General features: G+C 62.6%; 22 protein-coding genes. 14 read left to right on the top strand and 8 right to left on the bottom strand.

Annotated elements, in window-relative coordinates; all coding sequences use genetic code 11:
* Positions 1–96: 96 nt before the first annotated feature.
* Positions 97–987 carry a tRNA glutamyl-Q(34) synthetase GluQRS gene (gluQRS, locus tag QBK88_RS17515; protein WP_277963017.1) on the bottom strand — a complete coding sequence of 297 codons (891 nt, stop codon included), beginning with the start codon at positions 985–987 and terminating at the stop codon, positions 97–99.
* A gap of 78 nt (positions 988–1,065) precedes the next feature.
* Complete coding sequence (gene dksA / locus QBK88_RS17520) at positions 1,066–1,512, bottom strand: RNA polymerase-binding protein DksA (RefSeq protein WP_277963018.1); 447 nt, start codon at positions 1,510–1,512, stop codon at positions 1,066–1,068.
* Positions 1,513–1,744: 232 nt separating this feature from the next.
* Between dksA and QBK88_RS17525 the strand changes: the two genes are divergently transcribed.
* On the top strand, positions 1,745–2,917 hold the full coding sequence (locus tag QBK88_RS17525; RefSeq protein WP_277963019.1) for a pyridoxal phosphate-dependent aminotransferase: 1,173 nt from the start codon (positions 1,745–1,747) through the stop codon (positions 2,915–2,917).
* The gene (gene sfsA, locus QBK88_RS17530) at positions 2,917–3,624 is read left to right on the top strand and encodes a DNA/RNA nuclease SfsA (protein WP_268145681.1); all 708 of its coding nucleotides are present in this window, start codon (positions 2,917–2,919) and stop codon (positions 3,622–3,624) included. The genes QBK88_RS17525 and sfsA overlap by 1 nt, the downstream gene beginning before the upstream one ends.
* 101 nt (positions 3,625–3,725) lie before the next feature.
* On the opposite strand, the gene QBK88_RS17535 is transcribed toward sfsA, so the two are convergent.
* Positions 3,726–4,043, bottom strand: coding sequence for a Rieske 2Fe-2S domain-containing protein (locus QBK88_RS17535; protein ID WP_277963020.1), 318 nt, complete (start codon positions 4,041–4,043; stop codon positions 3,726–3,728).
* Between the two features lie 159 nt (positions 4,044–4,202).
* Here QBK88_RS17535 and QBK88_RS17540 point away from each other — a divergent pair, with 159 nt between their 5' ends.
* Genes QBK88_RS17540 through QBK88_RS17550 form a run of 3 tightly spaced genes read left to right on the top strand, consistent with a single transcriptional unit; the run spans position 4,203 to position 6,888 of the window.
* The gene (locus QBK88_RS17540; protein ID WP_277963021.1) at positions 4,203–5,087 is read left to right on the top strand and encodes an ABC transporter substrate-binding protein; all 885 of its coding nucleotides are present in this window, start codon (positions 4,203–4,205) and stop codon (positions 5,085–5,087) included.
* Positions 5,088–5,137: 50 nt separating this feature from the next.
* Positions 5,138–6,121, top strand: coding sequence for an iron ABC transporter permease (locus QBK88_RS17545; RefSeq protein ID WP_277963030.1), 984 nt, complete (start codon positions 5,138–5,140; stop codon positions 6,119–6,121).
* A complete protein-coding gene (locus tag QBK88_RS17550) occupies positions 6,121–6,888 on the top strand; it encodes a heme ABC transporter ATP-binding protein (protein ID WP_277963022.1) in 768 nt (255 codons plus the stop codon). The genes QBK88_RS17545 and QBK88_RS17550 overlap by 1 nt, the downstream gene beginning before the upstream one ends.
* A gap of 204 nt (positions 6,889–7,092) precedes the next feature.
* On the opposite strand, the gene QBK88_RS17555 is transcribed toward QBK88_RS17550, so the two are convergent.
* The 4 genes from QBK88_RS17555 to QBK88_RS17570 all read right to left on the bottom strand — a co-directional run bounded on the left by QBK88_RS17555 (position 7,093) and on the right by QBK88_RS17570 (position 10,431).
* A complete protein-coding gene (locus QBK88_RS17555) occupies positions 7,093–7,884 on the bottom strand; it encodes a Crp/Fnr family transcriptional regulator (protein WP_268145675.1) in 792 nt (263 codons plus the stop codon).
* Between the two features lie 41 nt (positions 7,885–7,925).
* The gene (locus QBK88_RS17560) at positions 7,926–8,198 is read right to left on the bottom strand and encodes a TfoX/Sxy family protein (RefSeq protein ID WP_158153746.1); all 273 of its coding nucleotides are present in this window, start codon (positions 8,196–8,198) and stop codon (positions 7,926–7,928) included.
* A 173-nt stretch (positions 8,199–8,371) separates the two neighbouring features.
* Positions 8,372–8,716, bottom strand: a complete 345-nt coding sequence (locus tag QBK88_RS17565) for a pentapeptide repeat-containing protein (protein WP_268145673.1) — start codon at positions 8,714–8,716, stop codon at positions 8,372–8,374.
* A 158-nt stretch (positions 8,717–8,874) separates the two neighbouring features.
* Positions 8,875–10,431 (bottom strand): bifunctional aminoglycoside phosphotransferase/ATP-binding protein, encoded by a 1,557-nt coding sequence (locus QBK88_RS17570; protein ID WP_277963023.1) that lies wholly within the window; start codon positions 10,429–10,431, stop codon positions 8,875–8,877.
* 139 nt (positions 10,432–10,570) lie between these two features.
* On the opposite strand from QBK88_RS17570, the gene mrcB reads away from it, so the two are divergent.
* The 3 genes from mrcB (at position 10,571) to QBK88_RS17585 (ending at position 14,076) form a co-directional block, all read left to right on the top strand.
* Complete coding sequence (gene mrcB, locus QBK88_RS17575) at positions 10,571–12,892, top strand: penicillin-binding protein 1B (RefSeq protein WP_277963024.1); 2,322 nt, start codon at positions 10,571–10,573, stop codon at positions 12,890–12,892.
* A 111-nt stretch (positions 12,893–13,003) separates the two neighbouring features.
* Positions 13,004–13,744: a tetratricopeptide repeat protein gene (locus QBK88_RS17580; RefSeq protein ID WP_277963025.1), complete on the top strand. Its 741-nt coding sequence runs from the start codon at positions 13,004–13,006 to the stop codon at positions 13,742–13,744.
* A gap of 2 nt (positions 13,745–13,746) precedes the next feature.
* Positions 13,747–14,076, top strand: a complete 330-nt coding sequence (locus QBK88_RS17585; protein ID WP_277963026.1) for a YqcC family protein — start codon at positions 13,747–13,749, stop codon at positions 14,074–14,076.
* A gap of 76 nt (positions 14,077–14,152) precedes the next feature.
* Here the strand turns inward: QBK88_RS17585 and QBK88_RS17590 are convergent, their stop codons facing one another.
* Positions 14,153–14,587 (bottom strand): DUF4124 domain-containing protein, encoded by a 435-nt coding sequence (locus QBK88_RS17590; RefSeq protein ID WP_277963027.1) that lies wholly within the window; start codon positions 14,585–14,587, stop codon positions 14,153–14,155.
* Positions 14,588–14,987: 400 nt separating this feature from the next.
* Here QBK88_RS17590 and QBK88_RS17595 point away from each other — a divergent pair, with 400 nt between their 5' ends.
* The 6 genes from QBK88_RS17595 to msrQ all read left to right on the top strand — a co-directional run bounded on the left by QBK88_RS17595 (position 14,988) and on the right by msrQ (position 20,969).
* Positions 14,988–16,712 (top strand): acetolactate synthase 3 large subunit, encoded by a 1,725-nt coding sequence (locus QBK88_RS17595; RefSeq protein ID WP_268145662.1) that lies wholly within the window; start codon positions 14,988–14,990, stop codon positions 16,710–16,712.
* A gap of 2 nt (positions 16,713–16,714) precedes the next feature.
* Positions 16,715–17,206, top strand: a complete 492-nt coding sequence (ilvN, locus tag QBK88_RS17600) for an acetolactate synthase small subunit (protein ID WP_158153754.1) — start codon at positions 16,715–16,717, stop codon at positions 17,204–17,206.
* 85 nt (positions 17,207–17,291) lie between these two features.
* Positions 17,292–18,308: a ketol-acid reductoisomerase gene (gene ilvC / locus QBK88_RS17605; protein ID WP_158153755.1), complete on the top strand. Its 1,017-nt coding sequence runs from the start codon at positions 17,292–17,294 to the stop codon at positions 18,306–18,308.
* 147 nt (positions 18,309–18,455) lie between these two features.
* Entirely contained in the window at positions 18,456–19,313 is an 858-nt protein-coding gene (gene pssA, locus QBK88_RS17610; protein ID WP_268145661.1) for a CDP-diacylglycerol--serine O-phosphatidyltransferase, read from the top strand.
* Positions 19,314–19,362: 49 nt separating this feature from the next.
* Complete coding sequence (gene msrP, locus QBK88_RS17615; protein WP_277963028.1) at positions 19,363–20,373, top strand: protein-methionine-sulfoxide reductase catalytic subunit MsrP; 1,011 nt, start codon at positions 19,363–19,365, stop codon at positions 20,371–20,373.
* Positions 20,373–20,969, top strand: coding sequence for a protein-methionine-sulfoxide reductase heme-binding subunit MsrQ (gene msrQ, locus QBK88_RS17620; RefSeq protein WP_277963029.1), 597 nt, complete (start codon positions 20,373–20,375; stop codon positions 20,967–20,969). The genes msrP and msrQ overlap by 1 nt, the downstream gene beginning before the upstream one ends.
* Positions 20,970–21,597 lie beyond the last annotated feature (628 nt).

Consider the following 21,597-nt stretch of genomic DNA (forward strand, 5'->3'; position numbering starts at 1 on the left):
CGTAGTGCAACCGGAAGTTCGCTACATAGCCCGTAGCAGCGGACCTGGCCGCGTCGGCGCCAGACTCGCTGCCCCTGATGCCCCGCGGCGCCAGGTTCAAGGCTGCAGTTGCGCCTCGGCCAACGTGAGAACGCGGGGAATCAGGCTGGCATCCCACTGGGCGATGCCCCAGCCCAGTATTTCATTCGCCGTAGCATCACGCAGCTCGGCAGGCGCCGGTTGCCCCAAGGCACGCAAGGCTCGCAACAGCAACGGCCCGGCTTCGTCGGCCTGCAACGGCGGCGAGCGGTAGCTCTTGCCCAGCTTGTTGCCGTCAGGCTGGATGATCAACGGCACGTGCAGGTACGTGGGCTGCGGCAACCCCAGCAGTTCTTGCAGGTAGAGTTGGCGGGGTGTGGAGTCCAGCAGGTCGGCGCCGCGCACGATGTGCGTCACCCCCTGCCAGGCATCGTCCAGCACCACGGCCAGTTGGTACGCGTACAGGCCGTCGCGGCGGCGAATCACGAAATCACCGGAATCGCGGCCCAGGTGCTGTGCGAAACGCCCCTGCACGCGGTCTTCGAAGGCGTAGTTCAATTCCGGCACGCGGATGCGAATCGCCGCGTCGTCCTGGCCATGCCCGGCGTTGCGGCACAGGCCGGGATAGATGCCTTGATAGGGCTCCAGCTGCTTGCGCGAGCAGGTACAGGCATAGGCCAGCCCTTGCTGGAACAACCGGTCGATCACCTGGCCATAGGCGTCGTGGCGCTGGCTTTGATAGGCCACCTCACCGTCCCACTCAAAGCCATAGTTTTCCAAAGCAGTCAGGATGGCCGCCTGGGCACCGGGCATTTCCCGCGGTGGGTCCAGGTCTTCCATGCGCAGCAGCCAGCGGCCGCCAACAGCGCGGGCATCAAGGTAGGAGGCGAGGGCCGCGACCAGCGAGCCGAAATGCAGGAAACCGCTGGGGGTTGGCGCGAAGCGGCCAATGTAGGCAGGCGTGTTCATGGGAACAGGTTACTGGATAAATTGGCGAAGGGGGGGGCAGGGGCCCCGGGGCGCGATGCGCGCCCCGGGTGCGACAGGTCATTTGCCGACCTGTTTTTCCTTGATCTCAGCGAGGGTCTTGCAGTCGACGCAGAGGTCGGCGGTAGGACGGGCTTCGAGGCGGCGTACACCGATTTCGACGCCACAGGACTCGCACCAGCCGTATTCTTCGTCGGTGATCAGTTGCAGGGTCTTGTCGATTTTCTTGATCAGCTTGCGCTCGCGATCGCGGGCGCGCAGCTCCAGGGCGAACTCTTCTTCCTGGCTGGCACGGTCGGCAGGGTCAGGGAAATTGGCTGCTTCGTCCTTCATGTGGTCCACGGTCTTGTCGACGCCGACCATCAGTTCCATTTTCCATTTCTGCAGGATCTTGGTGAAGTGGGCGCGCATGGGCTTGCCCATGTACTCCTCGCCGGGAGCTACAACATAAGGCTCGATGCCACTTTCCAGTGTTTGGGTAGATGCTTGCTTTTCATTGGTGGACATTGGTTGACCGCCTCTCGCTCTTCTAATCCATTGCGCAGGATGCTCCATCTCCGACACCCGCCGGCCCTGCGACTGCAAGCCGGCGAACTTAGCAGATCAATCCAGGCGGCGCCACTCCCGGTTGTCGAGCCTGTCGAAGATGGCGTCAAAGCATATGGACCGGCCGTTTCGCGACACGTTCGGCTGCCACGTCCGGTAGAATCGTTATTTTACACCCTTTTAAGGAAGGTCAATGGCCCAGCCCTACAGTGCGCGCAGCCGCGCCATCGAACCCTTTCACGTGATGGCGCTGCTGGCGCGCGCCAATGAGCTGCAGGCGGCGGGCCATGACGTGATCCACCTGGAAATCGGCGAGCCGGATTTCACCACTGCCGAGCCGATCATCCAGGCCGGCCAGGCTGCCTTGGCCAACGGCCACACTCGCTACACCGCCGCCCGCGGCCTGCCGGCGTTGCGCGAGGCCATCGCCGGTTTCTATGACCAGCGTTACGGCGTCGACATAGACCCCCAGCGTATTCTCATTACCCCGGGCGGCTCCGGCGCACTGCTGTTGGCCAGCAGCCTTTTGGTGGACCCTGGCAAGCACTGGTTGCTCGCCGACCCGGGTTACCCCTGCAACCGCCATTTCCTGCGCCTGGTTGAAGGTGCGGCACAGTTGGTACCGGTAGGCCCTGAGGTGCGTTATCAACTGACGGCTGACCTGGTAGCCCGGCATTGGGACCACGACAGCGTCGGCGCCCTGGTGGCCTCGCCCGCCAACCCAACCGGCACACTGCTCAGCCGCGACGAGCTGGCCAGCCTTTCCCAGGCCCTCAAGGCCCGCAATGGCCACCTGGTGGTGGACGAGATCTATCACGGCCTCACTTACGGTGTTGAGGCCGCGAGCGTGCTGGAAGTGGACGATCAGGCGTTCGTCCTGAATAGTTTTTCGAAATATTTCGGCATGACCGGTTGGCGCTTGGGATGGTTGGTGGCGCCACCCGAGGCGGTCCCTGAGCTGGAAAAACTGGCCCAGAACCTGTACATCAGCGCGCCGAGCATGGCCCAGCATGCCGCCCTTGCCTGTTTTCAGCCCGACACCCTGGCGATTCTGGAGGAGCGCCGCGCCGAATTTGGCCGCCGTCGCGATTTCCTGCTGCCGGCACTTCGCGAACTGGGCTTCGGCATTGCCGTGGAGCCGGAGGGGGCGTTTTACCTGTACGCCGATATCAGCAGGTTTGGCGGCGATGCCTTCGCGTTCTGCCGGCACTTCCTGGAAACCGAGTATCTGGCCTTCACCCCTGGGTTGGACTTCGGCCGGCACCAGGCCGGCCACCATGTGCGCTTTGCCTACACCCAAAGCCTGCCACGCTTGCAGGAAGCAGTGGAACGCATCGCGCGTGGATTGCGGAGCTGGCAAGGCTGATGGAATTCAATCCCCCCCTGGAAGAGGGCCGTCTGCTGCGTCGCTACAAGCGTTTTCTTGCCGACATCCGCACCCTGGACGGCGAAGAACTGACGATCCACTGCCCCAATACGGGCTCGATGTTCAACTGCATGGTCGAAGGCGGGCAGGTGTGGTTCAGCCGCTCCAACGACCCCAAGCGCAAGCTGCCGGGCACCTGGGAGATCAGCGAAACACCCCAGGGGCGGCTGGCGTGCGTCAATACCGGGCGGGCCAACCGGTTGGTGGAAGAGGCGTTGAACGCGGGTGTCATTACGGAGTTGGCCGGGTTTACCGCCCTCAAGCGTGAAGTGGCCTACGGAGAGGAGGGCAGTCGGGTGGACTTCTGCCTGCAATTCCCGACCGGGCCGGCCTACGTCGAGGTCAAAAGCGTGACCCTGGGGTTTGATGGCCATGGGGTCGCGGCCTTTCCCGATGCCGTGACCCAGCGGGGCGCCAAGCACTTGCGGGAATTGGCGGCCCTGGCACGCAATGGTGTGCGAGCGGTGCAGTTGTATTGCGTGAACCTGACCGGCATCGAGGCGGTACGGCCTGCCCATGAGATCGACAGCGGCTACGCAGAGGCGCTGAAGGTGGCGGCGCAGGCGGGCGTCGAGGTGATCGCCTACGGGGTGCACCTGGACAGCCAGCGGGTTTACATCGACCGGCCATTGTCAGTCATCCTGTAACGGGCTGGCCTGCAGGGCTGCGTCCCAGGCGCTGCGCGGGTGCTGATGCACCGCGTGAAGCCCGACGCAGCCTTGCGAGCGCTGCTACGCGGGGGGGAGCGTCATACCTGGACCCAAATCCCGCGCTCATCCTCGCGGCAATCGAAGTTCTCCAGTTCCTTGCCCTCGCAGGGGCCCGCCACGCATTCGCCGCTGTCCATCAGAAACAGTGCCCCATGGCTGGAGCAGCGGATCATGCTGGCGCTCTCGTCCAGAAACACGTCAGCCTCCCACTGCAAGGCCGTTCCCCGGTGCGGGCAGCGGTTACGGTAGGCGTACACCCGCCCTTCGCGGCGCACCACGAACAGCTTGATGCCTTCGCATTCGAAACCACGGCTTTGCGCTTCGCCCAAAGCGCCGCTCTCACACAGCCAGTGCATGTAGACCTCTATTGTTTTACCTGATGATACAAGGGCCGGCTTGACGCTCAAATGCAAATAATTATCAAATGAAACGATGGGTTGCCGTTCGGGCGGGCATTCAACGGGATTACGCCTGGCGCTGCAACCATTGTCAGTCATTGCAATGAGGATAGAGTGATGCGCTTGAGCGCCAGGGTCATCGGTTTCACCGCGGCAATGCTATTCCACCCTTGGGCGCTTGCCGTCGAGACCCTGCCGCAACACTGGGTAAGCGCCGGCGGTGCCTTGACCGAGTGGGTGGTGGCCATGGGTGGGGAGGGCAAGCTGGTGGGCGTGGACACCACCAGCCAACACCCGGACAGCGTCAAGGCGCTCCGTAGCATTGGCTACCAGCGCGCCTTGTCGGCAGAAGGCATCCTGAGCCTGGCACCGCGCCCGGACATCCTGATTGGCACCGAGGAAATGGGGCCGCCGCCGGTCCTGCAACAGATTCGTGCCGCCGGCGTGGGTGTGGAGATGTTCGATAGCAAGCCGGAGCTTCCCACATTGCAGGCCAACCTGCTGCACCTGGGTCGCCTGCTGGGGGATGAAGCCCACGCCGGCCAGTTGTTCGATGACTACCGCCAGCAGTTGGCCCGCCACCAGGCCTGGGTACGCCAGGCTGAAGCGCAACACCCTGCGCCTGGGGTGATCCTGATGCTGGGGCACATGGGTGCGAAGCCGCTGGTGGGCGGCCCGGGTACGGTGGCCGACTGGATGATCACCCAGGCCGGCGGGCACAACCTGGCTACACAGCCGGGCTACAAGAACTTCTCCACCGAGGTGCTGGCGGCGCTGGACCCGCAAGTCATCGTGTTCGCCGACCGTACCCTGAGCGGCGATGCGGCCATCGCCGCGCTGCTCAAGGACAACCCGGCCCTGGCCAATACCAGTGCGGTGAAGGACAAGCGCATCGTGCAGGTTGACCCCACGTTGCTGGTCGGTGGCCTGGGCCCGCGCTTGCCCGCGAGCCTCGGCAGCCTGTCCCAGGCGTTCTACCCTGACGCCAAACCCGTCCAATGAGGCCGATGCTGGCGCCGAGGATACTATTCATTGGCCTGGGCGGGCTGTGCCTGTTGGCCACCTGGCTTTCGCTGGCCCTGGGGCCGGTCAGCCTGCCGTTGCTCGACACCTTGCGGGCCGGGTTGCACCTGGCCGGGTTGCCATTGAGCGGTCAGGGGCTGGAACAGGCGGAAATGATCCTGGGGCAGATCCGCCTGCCCCGCACCTTGCTGGGCCTGGCGGTAGGCGCCGTGCTGGCACTGGCGGGCGTGGCCATGCAGGGGCTGTTTCGCAATCCGCTGGCAGACCCGGGGCTGGTGGGCGTTTCCAGTGGCGCGGCATTGGGCGCTGCTGTCGCCATCGTCTGCGGCAGTGCCCTGGGCGGCTTGCCGTCGTTCCTTGAACCGTACCTGCTGTCGGCTTGTGCGTTTCTGGGCGGCCTGGCAGTGACGGCGCTGGTGTACCGGCTGGGGCGCAAGGACGGCCAGACCAGCGTGGCCGTGATGCTGCTGGCCGGCGTGGCGCTGACCGCATTGGCCAGTTCGGCGGTGGGCTTGTTCACCTACTTGGCCGACGACGCTACCCTGCGCACTCTGACGTTCTGGAACCTGGGCAGCCTCAACGGTGCCAGTTACCAGCGTTTGTGGCCGCTGTTGCTGATCGCCCTGGGTGTGGCGCTGTGGCTGCCGCGCAGGGCTCAGGCGCTGAATGCCTTGCTGCTGGGGGAATCGGAGGCGCGCCACCTGGGCATCGAAGTGGAACGGCTCAAGCGCGAACTGGTGCTGTGCACGGCCCTGGGCGTGGGCGCCGCCGTCGCAGCGGCAGGGCTGATCGGTTTCGTCGGCCTGGTGGTACCGCACCTGGTGCGCCAGGTCGCGGGGCCCGACCATCGCGTGCTGCTGCCCGCATCGCTGCTGGCCGGGGCCAGCCTGGTGCTGTTCGCCGACCTGATCGCGCGCATGGCGCTGGCGCCGGCGGAACTGCCCATCGGCATTGTCACGGCGTTCCTGGGGGCGCCGTTCTTTCTTTATCTGTTGGTGCGGGGGCGTCCCTGATGTTGCGTGTGGATAACCTGCAAGTGGTACGCGGGCGCGAGACTGTGCTCAGTGGCGTGAGCCTGGCGTTGCAGGCGGGCGAGGTGCTGGGCGTGCTGGGGCCCAACGGTGCGGGCAAAAGCACCTTGCTGGGCGCATTGTGTGGCGAGTTGACGGCAGCCGAAGGAGACGTCTTTCTGCATGACCGGCCCCTGGCACAATGGTCCGGGCCCGAACGCGCGCGGCGCCTGGCGGTATTGCCCCAGGTCTCGACCCTGGGCTTTGCCTTTCGCGTGGAGGACGTGGTGGGCATGGGCCGGCTGCCCCATGGCAGCGGCCTGGTGCGCGATGCCGAAATCATCACCGCTGCCCTTCAGGCCGCAGATGCCGCCCACTTGCGTGATCGCAGTTACCTGGCGCTGTCGGGCGGAGAACGGCAACGGGTGCACCTGGCGCGGGTGTTGGCGCAATTGTGGCCGGGGGACGCGGGTGTCACCCTGTTGCTGGATGAGCCTACTTCGGCCCTTGACCCGTTGCACCAGCACACCACCCTGCAGGCGGTGCGCGATTTTGCCGACCGGGGGGCGGCCGTACTGGTGATTCTGCATGACCTGAACCTGGCGGCACGGTATTGCGACCGGATCCTGCTGTTGCAGAACGGACGGCCCTATGCCCTGGATACACCCCAGCGGGTGTTGCAGCCTGAAGGGGTGAAAGCGGTTTTCGGCCTGGACGTGCTGGTGCAGCCGCATCCGGAGCGTGGGCACCCGCTGATCATCGCGCGCTGAACTGGCCCGCTCCTGAAGGGCGGAGGCCGAATTACGGGCAAAAAAAGACCCGGCAAAAAGCCGGGTCAATAACCGTGATTAGCCTGATGAGGAGATAATCTGAGAGTCCGAACCAAGGCCTTTCAAATCATCACTGGCCTCGCGACCAGATGTGATAATCATAACAATTCTCATTTCGAAGTCAACAGCAGGCTGCATTTATTTTCATTGCCCGCTCATCAGCCCCGTCACCTGGCGGTTCAGGGCCTCGATCCGCCGGGCCATGCTCTCGATCAGGCTGTGGGCAATGCGCGGGTTGGTCTGGGTCAGGCTGAGGAACTGCTCGCGGGGAATGATCATCAGCGTGCACGGTTCGCTGGCGATGACCGTGGCGCTGCGTTTTTCATGGGTGAATACGGCCATGGCGCCGAAGATCTCGTCCTTGGGCACGTCCCCCACTTTGTGCCCGTCCACGAATGCTTCGGCGCGGCCTTCGATGATCACGAACACATGGTCGGCGTCGTCACCCTGGTTGATCAGTACCTCGCCGGCTGCCACATGCTTGAAACCATTGTTGGCGCGGTATTCGGGTTGCTTGAGCCGGGTAATGGCATCGCACAGCAGGGTGGTCTGGCCGGTCAGGTACTCGATCAGCAGTTCCTGGGTGCTCGGGGTGGCGTTGATGTGGGCCAGTACTTCGGTACGCGTGTAGGGCACCACCCGCAGGGCGCCGTCGCTGCTGTAGTGGCAGGCCAGGTCGTCGCGGTTCTGATAGAGGCCCAGCAGGTCGCCGTCCTGCAGGTAAAACAAGGGGCGCTGGTTGATGCGCGCTTGCACCAGGCCGCTGTCGATCAGGTAAAGGTGGGTGTCGTTGAGCAGGGTCGACAGGTCGGCGCCCGCCTCCAGCTCCAGGGCCGGCCCTTCTGGTGCCACGCCCAGCAACAACTGCGGGCCGATGCCCTGCAGGCGGTTGACCCAGGCATCGGCGTAGGCCGGCTGCTCTCCAAATAGATACATGTGCGACTCCCTCGACCGTCGGGCCTGACCCGCGGGCGCGGTCAGTTTTTACGACGAGACGATATCGCGTCGAGTTGCTGATTCAAAGCCTCTTTGCGCTCGGGGGGAATGTCATTCCAGTGTACGTCCAGCAGGGCGCCTTCGATGGCGTACAGCAGCACCTTGGAGGCGCGGAACCCGCGGGTCTTGACCGCTCGGTAGGCGTCGACCGCGCCCAGGCGGCGCAAGTCCGAAGCGCTGTGGATGCCCACGGCATGCAGCCACTGCGCGGAGGTCTTGCCCAGGTTTTTCAAATGTTGAAGTTCATCGTTCATCAAGCCTCCTTGCGACGGCTGAACTGGGTCGAGGCTCATTTGCTGGCCGCTCTGATGAGGGAGTGTAGCGGCACTTTGGAAATGCGCTCAGGACGTGCTTTCCTGCAGTAATCAGCAGGTTGCGGGCAGCCGGAGGCCGGCGCAGGCTGCGCCGGACGACAAACTGAAATGCTTCAGCGTGTGCGGTAGCGCAGGCGGGTGCCGAAATTCACCGACATCAGGATCTCGTCGGCGGTCAATTCAACTGGGAAGTACGCGCCGGAAATCTGCGCGTTGGCCAGGCTGGCGCCTTCCATGCAGGTGTCGCGCAGGTCGAGGCCGCGCAAGTCGGCGGTGCGGAAATAGGCGTCGGTAAAGTCGATATCGCGCGCATCGAGTTCGCGCAGGTCCAGCCCGCGAAAGTCACCGCCACGAAAGTCCACCCGGGTGCCGGCAGGGCGTTCCTGGTTGAAGCCGCGAACATTTTCGTGGTGCACGAGGGCGTAGAGGTGGGAGTCGAGCTGCTTGGGCTGGCTCATGGCGACTTTCCTGTTGGAATTATTGACGCCATTATAGTGCCACTATTCGAAGGCCGTTATTGTCGACTGCTTCACGGCTGCAACAAATACCTGGGGCAAGCGCGCCCTGCCCACAGGAGCCAGCTCACCGGAGCCAGCCCCACGGGAGTCAGGAAAGCTTACAGCCCCGGCAGGCGCTGGCGGATCTGCTCCACCAGTTTGTCCAGGCTGCCGCTCTCATTGGTTTCCACGCGTTTGCTGAGCACCAGTTCTTCGGTGGTCAGCGGTTCGCGGCTGGCTTGCTGGGCCTTGACCACTTCCAGGGTGGCGTCGGACGGGTCGTTGTTTTCAGCCTGGCGCTGTTGCAGCCACGCTTCGAGCACGGCCTGTGGCGCGTTGCAATCGAGGATCAGGAACGGCACGCCAGTGGTCTCGGCAACGGCGGCAGCCTGCTGGCGCTGGTCGTGCTTGAGGTAGGTGGCATCGATGGCCACCGGGAAACCGGCGCGCAGGACGCCCTCGGCCACTTTGTGCAGGTGCTGGTAAGTGGCCACGCTGGCGTCGCTGCTGTAGATGCCGCTTTGCAGCAGGTTGTCGCCCTGTTGTTCACCGAACAGGCGCTTGCGCTCCACGTCCGAACGCAGGCGAATGGCGCCCAGGGCCTCGACCAGGCGCATGGCCACATGGCTCTTGCCCACCGCCGAGACGCCGCTGGTGATGGCCAGGAAGCGCGAGGGGATGGCGCTGTAGCTCTCGGCCAGGTTGGCGTATTTGCGATATTGCTTGAAGGTGGTGGCGCGCTGCACGGCGTCCGACTCCGGGGTCAGGCCGAACAGGGCGACCTTGGCCCGCACCAGGGCGCGATAAGCCTTGTAGAAGTTCAGCAGGTCCAGGCCACGGTAGTCACCGGTCAGTTCCAGGTACTGGCTGATGAAGCGGCGGGCCAGGCACTTGAGCCCGCGGTCTTCCAGGTCCATGGCCAGGAAGGCGGTGTCGGCGTAGACGTCGGTGAAGCGGAAGGGCTCGTTGAATTCGATGCAGTCGAAAATCACCACCTCGCCATCGATCAGGGTGGCGTTGCCCAGGTGGATGTCGCCGTGGCACTCACGGATGAAGCCGCCAGCCTTGCGTTCCTGCAGCAGAGGTTTGAGGCGGGCGAAGCTAGCCTGGGCCCAACCTTGCAGGGCATCGAGTTGTTGCAGGTCGGCGGCGTCCTTGAGGAAGGGGCGGATCTGCTCGAAGTTCTGCTCCACCGGGGCCATCACCGCTTCCGCGGTACCGGCTTCGTTGGCGGCGGGGACGATCGGAGCGTTCAGGTGGAACTCGGCGATCTGCCGGGCCATGGAATCGATATGCGTGCTGGTCAGTTCGCCGTTGGCCTGCAGGGTGCTCAGCAGGTTGCTCTGCGGGAACTGGCGCACCTGCAGGGCGTATTCGATGGCTGGGCCGTCGCCGCCGAACTGGGGGGCGTCGGCCGTGCCGGTGATTGGCAGCACCTGCAGGTACAGGTCGCTGGTCAGGCGCTGGTTCAGCCGCAGCTCTTCGTTGCAGAAGTGCTCGCGCGACGCCAGGCTGGAGAAGTCCAGGAAACCGAAGTTCATCGGTTTCTTGATCTTGTACACGTAGGGACCGGTGAGCAGTACCCAGGAAATGTGCGTTTCAATGACCTGGAAGGCTTCCACGGGGTGCGGGTAGAGGGCCGGGTTCTGCAGGGCGGCGATAAGGGCTTGGCTCACGGGCGGTCCTTCAACTGTCAAGAATTCGAGGCAGGCATTATGGCCGCTGGCGCAGGCCCTGCAAACCTTTCATGGGCGCTTGTCGTCGCGCGATGGGGACGCCTGCTCAGCCACGATAAAGTGCGTATAATCCGCCGCCATGACTCGATCCCGATCCTCCCGCACCCCTAAAAAACGCGCCTCCGGCGGCCTTCGTACCTGGCTTGGCTGGGGCTTGAAGCTGGGCCTCGTCGGCCTGGTGATACTGGCTGGCTTTGCCGTTTACCTCGACGCCATCGTGCAAGAGAAGTTTTCCGGCAAGCGCTGGACAATCCCGGCCAAGGTCTATGCCCGGCCGCTGGAGCTGTTCGTCGGCCAGAAACTGAGCGAGGCCGACTTCCTTACCGAACTCGATGCCCTGGGCTACCGCCGCACCACGGTGCTGGACGGGCCGGGCACGGCCGTGGTCAAGGGCACCGCGGTGAACCTCAATACCCGGGGCTTCCAGTTCTATGAAGGGCTGGAAAAGGCCCAGCCGGTGCAGGTGCGTTTCAATGGCGACTATGTGGCCGAGCTCAGCTCCACCACCGAGGCCAAATTGCCGGTGGTGCGCCTGGAGCCGCTGCTGATCGGTGGCCTGTACCCCAAGAACCTTGAAGACCGCATCCTGATCAAGCTCGACCAGGTGCCACCGCACTTGCTCGACACCCTGGTAACAGTGGAGGACCGCGACTTCTATCACCACTTCGGCGTGTCGCCCAAGTCCATCGCCCGGGCCATCTGGGTCAACACCTCGTCTGGCCAGATGCGCCAGGGCGGCAGTACCTTGACCCAGCAGTTGGTGAAGAACTTCTACCTGACCAACGAGCGCAGCCTGTCACGCAAGCTCACCGAAGCGATGATGGCGGTGTTGCTGGAGGTTCACTACAGCAAGCAGGAAATTCTCGAGGCGTACCTCAACGAGGTCTTCATCGGCCAGGACGGCCAGCGTGCAGTGCACGGCTTCGGCCTGGCCAGCCAGTTCTTCTTCAGCCAGCCGCTGTCGGAGCTCAAGCTGCACCAGGTCGCGTTGCTGGTGGGCATGGTCAAGGGGCCGTCCTACTACAACCCCCGTCGCTACCCGGACCGCGCCCTGGAACGCCGCAACCTGGTGCTCGACTTGCTGGCGCAGCAGGGCGTGGCAACGCAGGCCGAAGTGGATGCGGCGAAGAAGATGCCGCTGGGCGTGACCAAGCAAGGCAGCCTGGCGGACAGTTCGTTCCCCGGGTTCCTCGACCTGGTGAAGCGTCAGTTGCGTGAAGACTATCGTGATGAAGACTTGACCGAAGAAGGCCTGCGGATCTTCACCAGCTTCGACCCCATCCTGCAGATGAAGGCCGAGGCATCGGTCACCGATACCTTCAAGCGCCTGGGCAACCGCAAGGGCGTGGATGATGTAGAAGCCGCCATGGTCGTCACCAACCCGGAGAGCGGGGAAGTGCAGGCGCTGGTGGGCAGCCGTGTGCCGGGCTTCGCCGGTTTCAACCGGGCCCTTGACGCCGTGCGGCCGATCGGCTCGCTGGTCAAGCCGTCGATCTACCTGACCGCGCTTGAAAAGCCCAGCCAGTACACCCTCACCAGTTGGGTGAAGGACGAGCCGTTCGAAGTGAAGGGCGCTGATGGGCAAATATGGCGGCCGAAGAACTACGAAGGCAACTCCAACGGTACCATTTTCCTGTATCAAGGGCTGGCGCACTCGTTGAACCTGTCCACGGCGCGTTTGGGCCTGGACCTGGGCGTGCCCAACGTGTTCAAGACCATCGGCCGCCTGGGCGTCGACGTCGATTGGCCCACGTACCCCTCGATGCTGCTGGGCGCCGGTGGCATGTCGCCCATCCAGGTGGCGACCATGTACCAGACCATCGCCAACGGTGGCTTCAATACGCCAATGCGCGGCATCCGCAGCGTGCTGACCTCTGACGGCCAGCCGCTCAAGCGTTATCCGTTCCAGGTGCAGCAACGGTTCGACCCAGGCTCCATCTACCTGATTCAGAACGCCATGCAGCGTGTGATGCGCGAAGGTACCGGGCGTTCGGTGTACAACGTCCTGCCCAGTTCGTTGAACCTGGCCGGCAAGACCGGTACCAGCAACGACTCGCGCGACAGCTGGTTCGCCGGCTTCAGTCAGGACGTGCTGGCGGTGGTGTGGATAGGCCGCGACGATAACGGCAAGACACCGTTCACCGGCGCCACTGGTGCGCTGCAGGTGTGGACCAGCTTCATGAAGAAGGCCGACCCGCTGCCGCTGGATACCCCGGTACCGGACAACGTGGTGCAGGCCTGGATTGACCCGCACACCGGCCAGGGCTCCGATGCCAACTGCCCTGGCGCGGTGCAGATGCCGTATATTCGCGGTAGCGAACCTGCCGCAGGCGCGGCCTGCGGGGGTAGCCAGGCACCGGCCGATTCGGTGATGGATTGGGTCAAGGGCTGGCTGAATTGAACACAGCTTTAAGCTGCAAGCTAAAAGCGGCATGTCGAGGCGGGGCGCGGCGGTTTTTTCCTGCCGCTTGCCGCTTGAAACGTGCAGCTTCTTCCGCAAAGAGGAATCGAAGTGAATAAGTGGTGGTTTCCTGCTGTAACGGCGCTGGCGCTGCTCAACGGTTGCGCCAGTGTGCCGCAAGGGTCGATCCCGGTGGTGGACTCCAGTACCGCCGTGTCCAACAGTGAGCGAGTATCGGCCAACCGCGGTTATGCCTCGGTCCAGCGCCAGGCGCCGGCCGCCATGTCGCAAGATTCCGGTGTGGTCGTGATGCCTCAGGGCGATTCGGCACCCATGACCTTCGCCGCGCCCCAGAGCGCCTCGATCAGTACCGGGCCGATTACCCCTGGGCCGAGCACCTCGGCCCCGATCACGCCCCAGGCCTATAATAGCGCGCCGGTCACCAGCAACTACAGCATGCCGGCGACCAGCAATGCGCCTACCGGTATCCCCAGCAACAACACCAGTGGCGGCCTGGCGGCCGACGAACAGCTCGACGGCCCGGTGCTGGCCTTGCTGACCACCGCCCAGCAACAACAGGGCGGCGGCGACCTCAACGGTGCCTCGTCGAGCCTGGAGCGTGCCCAGCGCATTGCCCCGCGTGAGCCGCAGGTGCTTTACCGCCTGGCTCAGGTGCGCCTGTCCCAGGGTGACGCGCCTCAGGCCGAGCAACTGGCCCGCCGCGCTCTGACCTACGCCAACGGCCGCCCAGACCTGCAGGCCAGCCTGTGGACTACCATTGCCCAGGCACGCGAGAAACAGGGTGATTCGGCCGGCGCCGCACAGGCTCGTCAGAAAGCTTCGGGGAATTGAAGATGGACGCACGTTTTCCGCAGATCGCCGACCATCTGCTGCTGATCGAGCGTGAACTGCGGGTGCAGGGGTGGTGGGACGACACCCCGCCCAGCGCCGAAGCGTTGGCCAGCCAGGAGCCGTTCAGCGTCGACACGCTGGACTTTTCCCAATGGTTGCAATGGATTTTCCTGCCGCGCATGAAGCAGATTCTGGAGCAGGATCTGCCACTGCCCAATGCGTCGGGTATCTTGGCGATGGCCGAGATGGTGTACGCCAATGATGCCGAGAAAAGCCGCGGCATTCGCGTGCTGCTGCATCAGTTCGATGAATTGATCACGCAGGCAGGCTGATCCCCCGCCGGCGTCGCCCGGTTCTGCAAGATCGCTGTAGGAGCGGGCGAAGCTCGGGAAACAGGCCGCGCCGAGTTTATTGGCAGTTCTCGTCGATCTGCTTCTGCGTCAAGGTTATCTTGGCCTGACGCTCTTCCTCCGTCAGCCGCCGCAACTCCCCGCCCATGTTCTGCCGCACCCGCGGGTTGTTCTGCAACTGCGCCAGGTTCTTGCGACTGGTGTCGCAGAACGCCGCCATTTTTTCTTCCTGGTCCTGCACCTGCTGTCGCACCTGACGGTCGGCGGCCTGCTGCGCCACCTTGCCCTGGTTGGCGTCCGGCGCCTTCGGTGGCACCTGCGCTGGCGCCGGTACCGGCTTGGCCGCGTCCACCTGGGTCACGTTCTGGCCCGCTGGCGGCTGTGCGTCGAAGTGCGTCACGCCTTGCTCGTCCACCCATTTGTAGATCTGCGCGGCCAGCCCAGCGGGGCTTGCCAATGCCAGCGCGAGGGCGCCGAAGATGATCGCTCGCATGCTAATTCCTTGACCATTAACGCAATCATGAAACTACCTTGGGCGGTTCTGAGCAAATGTTTTCTGCATCTGGCTGAAAAATTAGCACGCATTAAATTGCAACAGATGGCTTGACTTGAGCGCCGCGAATCACAACAATCGTATTCCCGCTGTAGAGGGACTGCCAGAAGCAGACCCGCTCGGCAGATCATGAGGCGCACACCCGCGCCGACCTGTTACACCCGCAACGCGTTACCTCGCGCTGGGTGGGAAACCCCCGCAACACTTTGGGGAAGTCCCAATACTTGCTCAGTCAGTGCTGACGTAGTCGGCGACCACCGTCGCTCATGCTCTGCTGGCAGTAAACCTATTAAGACCCGTTCCCATGGAGCGGTATTCTGGCGTTTTAGAGGTGAACAACGTGGAGCTTTTATCTGGCGCTGAGATGGTCGTCCGCTTTTTGCGTGACGAAGGCGTTAAGCACATCTACGGGTACCCTGGCGGTGCTCTCCTGCATGTTTACGATGCCCTGTTCAAAGAACCGGAAGTGGAACACATCCTGGTTCGCCACGAGCAGGCCGCGACCCATATGGCTGACGGCTATGCCCGTGCCACCGGCAAGGCCGGCGTGGTACTGGTGACCTCCGGCCCAGGCGCGACCAATGCCATCACCGGTATCGCCACGGCCTACATGGACTCTATTCCCATGGTCGTGCTGTCCGGCCAGGTTGCCAGCACCCTGGTGGGTACCGATGCGTTCCAGGAAACCGACATGATCGGTATCTCCCGGCCGATCGTGAAGCACAGCTTCATGGTCAAGCACGCATCCGAGATCCCTGAAGTCCTGAAGAAAGCTTTCTACCTGGCGCAGTCCGGTCGCCCGGGGCCTGTCGTTGTCGACATCCCGAAAGACATGACCAACCCGGCCGAGAAGTTCGAATACGTCTACCCGAAAAAGGCCAAGCTGCGCTCCTACAGCCCGGCCGTTCGTGGCCACTCCGGTCAGATCCGCAAGGCCGTGGAAATGCTCCTGGCCGCCAAGCGTCCGGTGATGTACGCCGGTGGTGGCGTGATCCTGGGGGGTGGTTCGGCGCAGTTGACCGAACTGGCGCAACTGCTGAACCTGCCGGTCACCAATACCCTGATGGGCCTTGGCGCCTACCCGGGGATGGACCGTCAGTTCGTCGGCATGCTGGGCATGCACGGCAGCTACACCGCCAACCTGGCGATGCACCACGCTGACGTGATCCTGGCCGTGGGCGCGCGCTTCGATGACCGTGTCATCAACGGCGCGGCCAAGTTCTGCCCGAACGCCAAGATCATCCACATCGACATCGACCCGGCATCGATCTCCAAGACCATCAAGGCCGACGTGCCAATCGTTGGTCCGGTCGACAGCGTGCTGACCGAAATGGTCGCCACCCTGAAGGAAATCGGCGAAACCCCGAACAAGGAGTCGGTGGCCAGCTGGTGGAAGCAGGTCGACGAATGGCGTGGTGACAAAGGCCTGTTCCCTTACAACAAGGGTGACGGCAGCCTGATCAAGCCGCAGACCGTTATCGAGACCCTGTGCGAAGTCACCGGCGGCGACGCCTTCGTGACCTCGGACGTGGGTCAGCACCAGATGTTCGCGGCCCAGTACTACCGGTTCAACAAGCCTAACCGCTGGATCAACTCCGGTGGCCTGGGCACCATGGGCTTCGGCTTGCCGGCGGCCATGGGCGTGCAGATGAGCTTCCCCGATGCGCACGTTGCCTGTGTGACCGGTGAGGGCAGTATCCAGATGAACATCCAGGAGCTGTCCACCTGCCTGCAGTATGACCTGCCGGTGAAGATCATCCTGCTGAACAACGGCGTGCTGGGCATGGTCCGCCAGTGGCAGGACATGAGCTACGGTGGCCGTCATTCGCACTCGTACGTTGAATCGCTGCCTGATTTCGTCAAGCTGGTCGAGGCCTATGGCCACGTCGGCATGCGCATCACCGATCTGAAAGATCTGAAGCCGATGATGGAAAAAGCCTTCGCCATGAAGGACCGTCTGGTGTTCCTGGACATTCAGGTCGATGTCACCGAGCACGTCTACCCGATGCAGATCAAGGACGGTTCGATGCGCGATATGTGGCTGAGCAAGACGGAGCGTACCTAATCATGCGGCACATTATTTCCCTGCTGTTGGAAAACGAACCGGGTGCGCTGTCCCGTGTGGTCGGGTTGTTCTCGCAACGCAACTACAACATCGAAAGCCTGACCGTGGCCCCTACCGAAGACCCGACCCTGTCGCGTCTGACGCTGACCACATTCGGCCACGATGAAGTGATCGAGCAGATCACCAAGAACCTCAACAAGCTGATCGAAGTGGTCAAGCTGGTCGACCTGTCGGAAAGCGCGCACATCGAGCGTGAGCTGATGCTGGTCAAGGTCAAGGCCACGGGTGCCCAGCGCGCCGAGATCAAGCGCACCACGGATATTTTCCGCGGGCAGATCGTGGACGTCACCAGCAGCGTGTACACCGTGCAACTGGCTGGCACCAGCGACAAGCTCGACAGCTTCATCCAGGCCATCGGCACCGCCTCGATCCTGGAGACCGTGCGCAGCGGGGTCACCGGTATCGCACGTGGCGACAAAGTGCTGAGCATCTGAACAAGGCAGTAGAGGTGGCGGGCAGCCCCGCCACCTTCAACCAAATTAGCGTATGGCCACCGGCCAAGATAACAGGGGTAATTTCATGAAAGTTTACTACGACAAAGACTGCGACCTGTCCATCATCCAGGGCAAGAAAGTTGCCATCATCGGTTACGGCTCCCAGGGCCACGCTCAAGCGTGCAACCTGAAAGACTCCGGTGTTGACGTCACTGTCGGTCTGCGCAAAGGCTCGGCCACTGTTGCCAAGGCTGAAGCCCACGGTCTGAAAGTCGCTGACGTGGCCACTGCCGTCGCCGGCGCCGACCTGGTCATGATCCTGACCCCGGACGAGTTCCAATCCCAGCTGTACAAGAACGAAATCGAGCCGAACATCAAGAAAGGCGCCACCCTGGCCTTCTCCCACGGCTTCGCCATCCATTACAACCAGGTCGTGCCACGCGCTGACCTGGACGTGATCATGATCGCGCCGAAAGCCCCGGGCCACACCGTGCGTTCCGAGTTCGTCAAAGGCGGCGGTATCCCTGACCTGATCGCTATCTACCAGGACGCTTCGGGCAACGCCAAGAACGTCGCCCTGTCGTACGCTTCGGGCGTTGGCGGCGGCCGTACCGGCATCATCGAAACCACCTTCAAGGACGAGACCGAAACCGACCTGTTCGGTGAACAGGCCGTACTGTGCGGCGGTACCGTCGAGCTGGTGAAAGCCGGTTTCGAAACCTTGGTCGAAGCTGGCTACGCGCCGGAAATGGCCTACTTCGAGTGCCTGCACGAACTGAAGCTGATCGTTGACCTCATGTACGAAGGCGGTATCGCCAACATGAACTACTCGATCTCCAACAACGCCGAATACGGCGAGTACGTGACCGGCCCTGAAGTCATCAACGCCGAATCCCGTCAGGCCATGCGCAACGCTCTGAAGCGCATCCAGGACGGCGAATACGCCAAGATGTTCATCAGCGAAGGTGCCACTGGCTACCCATCGATGACCGCCAAGCGTCGCAACAACGCCGCTCACGGTATCGAAGTCATCGGCGAGCAACTGCGCTCGATGATGCCGTGGATCGCAGCGAACAAGATCGTCGACAAGGCCAAGAACTGATACAAGCCTTGTAGCGATGAAAACGCGGCTTCGGCCGCGTTTTTTCGTTATGGTGGTCAGGTTCTGGTATAAAGCTGCAACGTTTGCCGACGAACCCTCGTCGCAGACGTCTGTCGAAACTTTCCACACCGTTGCAAGGTACTGTCCATGAGCGAACGTCCCGAAGAGCCGCACACGGCCTCTGACGCCGAAAGCCTGCTGCCGATCGATGAGCATGTCGAAGAAGGGCATGACGCAGAAGGGCGTAAAGTCCGGCATCGCGGCATTTATCTGCTGCCCAACCTGTTCACCACGGCGAACCTGTTTGCCGGGTTCTACTCGATCATCAATTCCATCAGCGCGCAAAGTGCCCTGAGCGCCGGCAATTCTGTCGATGCCGCCAAGTACTTCTCGTACGCTGCCATCGCCATTTTCGTCGCCATGGTCCTCGATGGCCTGGACGGCCGCGTGGCGCGCATGACCAATACCCAGAGCGCTTTCGGCGCCGAGTACGACTCACTGTCGGACATGGTCGCCTTCGGCCTGGCGCCGGCGCTGCTGGCCTTCGGCTGGGCGCTGGGTGACATGGGCAAGGTCGGCTGGATGGTCGCCTTCATTTATGTAGCGGGCGCTGCCTTGCGCCTGGCCCGCTTCAATACCCAGGTCGGCAAGGCTGACAAGCGCTACTTCATCGGCCTGGCCAGCCCGGCGGCTGCCGGCGTGGTGGCGGGTACCGTGTGGGCATTCAGCGACTACGGCATCCAGGGTTCCAAGCTGTCGTTCCTGGTGGCGCTGCTGGTCGCGGCCGCGGGCATGCTGATGGTCAGCAACATCAAGTACAACAGCTTCAAGGAGCTGGACCTCAAGGGCCGTGTGCCGTTCGTGGCCATCCTGGCCGTGGTACTGGTGTTCGCCGTGGTCTTCAGTGACCCGCCGCGTATCCTGCTGCTGATTTTCCTCTGCTACGCTGCCTCCGGTCCTGTGCAGTACCTGTTGCGCAAGAGCCGGCACAAGACTGCCGAATAAGCTCATACTCTGCGGTCTGATGCTGTGATAGCCAGACCGTGGAGTGCTTATGCTGATCAAGCTTGCCAAGGCCTCGGACTCCAAAGAGTCCGAGGTCACCCCTCACGCTTCCTACCTCTCGCGCCGCACCCTCTTGGGTGGTTCCATGCTGGCCCTGGCTGCCACGGGACTGCCGCGCCTGGCTGCGGCCGACCCTTCCTTGTATGCGGACGTCGACCCTGGGAGAGCGCCCACGTGGTTCGCCAAGAAGCTGCCGAATACCCAATGGCAGGCGGTAACGGTGAAAGGGGAGGCCATCACCCCCTTCAAGGATGCCACCCACTACAACAATTACTACGAGTTCGGTACCGACAAGGGTGACCCTGCGGCGAATGCTGGTACGCTGAAGACCGAGCCGTGGAGCGTGGTGATCGATGGCGAGGTGGCCAAACCGGGGCGATATGCCCTGGAAGACTTCATGCAGCCTTACCAACTGCAGGAGCGCATCTACCGGATGCGTTGCGTGGAGGCGTGGTCCATGGTCATTCCCTGGTTGGGCTTCCCACTGGCGGACCTGCTCAAGCAGGTCGAGCCGACCAGCAAAGCCAGGTACATCCGTTTCGAGACCCTGAACGACCCGGCGGTGATGCCGGGCCAGCGGTCGGACTTCGCCCTTATCCAGTGGCCCTATGTAGAAGGCTTGCGTCTGGATGAAGCCATGCATCCGCTGACCATTCTTGCCGTAGGCATGTACGGGCGTGAGCTGCCCAACCAGAATGGCGCGCCGTTGCGGTTGGTGGTGCCGTGGAAGTATGGCTTCAAGGGCGTCAAGTCCATCGTGCGCATCAGCCTGGTCAGCGAGCAGCCCACGACGACCTGGCAGAACATCGCACCGGACGAGTACGGCTTCTTTGCCAACGTCAATCCCAAGGTCGACCACCCGCGCTGGACCCAGGCCCGCGAGCGGCGCTTGCCCAGCGGGCTGTTCAGCCCGAACGTGCGCGACACTCAGATGTTCAATGGTTATGAGGAGGAGGTGGCTTCTCTTTATACGGGTATGGATTTGCGGAAGAACTATTGATGCGTTTTCTGTGGTGGCGGTTGTTGGTGTTTCTGGTGGCGGGTGCCTGGCCATTCTGGTGGGTGTACCAGGCCTGGATCTTTGCGCTGGGGCCTGACCCGGGCAAGGTGCTGGTTGACCGGTTGGGCTTGGGCACCTTGGTGCTGTTGATGGTGACTTTGTGCGTGACGCCGTTGCAGCGGCTTACCGGCTGGCCGGGTTGGGTTGCAGTGCGGCGGCAGCTGGGGTTGTGGTGCTTTGCTTATGCGCTGATGCACCTGGCGGCGTACCTGTTCTTTGTCCTGGGGCTGGACTGGGGGCAGTTGGGCGTGGAATTGCGCAAACGGCCTTACATTATCGTGGGGGCGTTGGGGCTGCTCTGTTTGCTGGTAATGGCAGTGACCTCCAATCGTTACAGCCAACGGCGGTTAGGGCGGCGATGGAAGCTGCTGCATCGGCTTGCTTATATGGTTTTGGGGTTGGGGTTGCTGCATTTCCTCTGGGTGGTGCGGGCGGATTTGAAGGAGTGGTCGGTGTATGCGGGGGTAGGGGTTTTGTTGATGGTGGTGCGTGTGCCTGGTGTGGTGCGACGGCTTCCGCGGTTGGGTGCGGGTTAGGAGGTGCAGGGCTCTGGGCTTTCCGGCGTTCTCAAGACCAAGCGCCGCCCGCGCGGCGCTTCCCTGGCAAGGGCTCGGCGCCGCCCCCGCTCCCACATTTGTTTCGGGCCAATTATGTCTGTGCCATTACCTGGTCCGCCTTGTCCTTTCACTACAGATTTGAGGTGAACAAACAAGGCGGTCGAGGTGATCTAACAGGCATAACTGGCCCGAAACAGATGTAGGAGCAGAGCTTGCTCGCGAAGCGCCGCGCGGGCGGCGCTCGATCTCAAGAACGCCAGAAGCATCAAGGCAGGCACTTGGCGGCCTTGATACGGTGGCAAGCGGGAAGCTTTTGACTTAAAAGACAATTTGTTGAAATCAATGCTTGACCTCCCCACAGATCCCTCTATAATTCGCCCCACTTCCGGCGCAGACCAAACGGAAAACTCCTTGATAATCAAGCAGTTAACCAAAGTAACCCGCTCCGAAGTGTTTCGATCTGAACGTCGAAAGCGGTGAAAAAGGCAGTTGACAGCGACTCAAATCGCTGTAGAATTCGCCTCCCGCTAACGAGAGATCGAAGCGAGTCAAGTGGTTGAAGTTGAACGAGAAATTCGAAAATACTTCAAAATAAACGCTTGACAGG

This window comes from Pseudomonas sp. RIT-To-2 (assembly GCF_029623465.1).
In the GTDB taxonomy this organism is placed as follows: domain Bacteria; phylum Pseudomonadota; class Gammaproteobacteria; order Pseudomonadales; family Pseudomonadaceae; genus Aquipseudomonas; species Aquipseudomonas silvicola.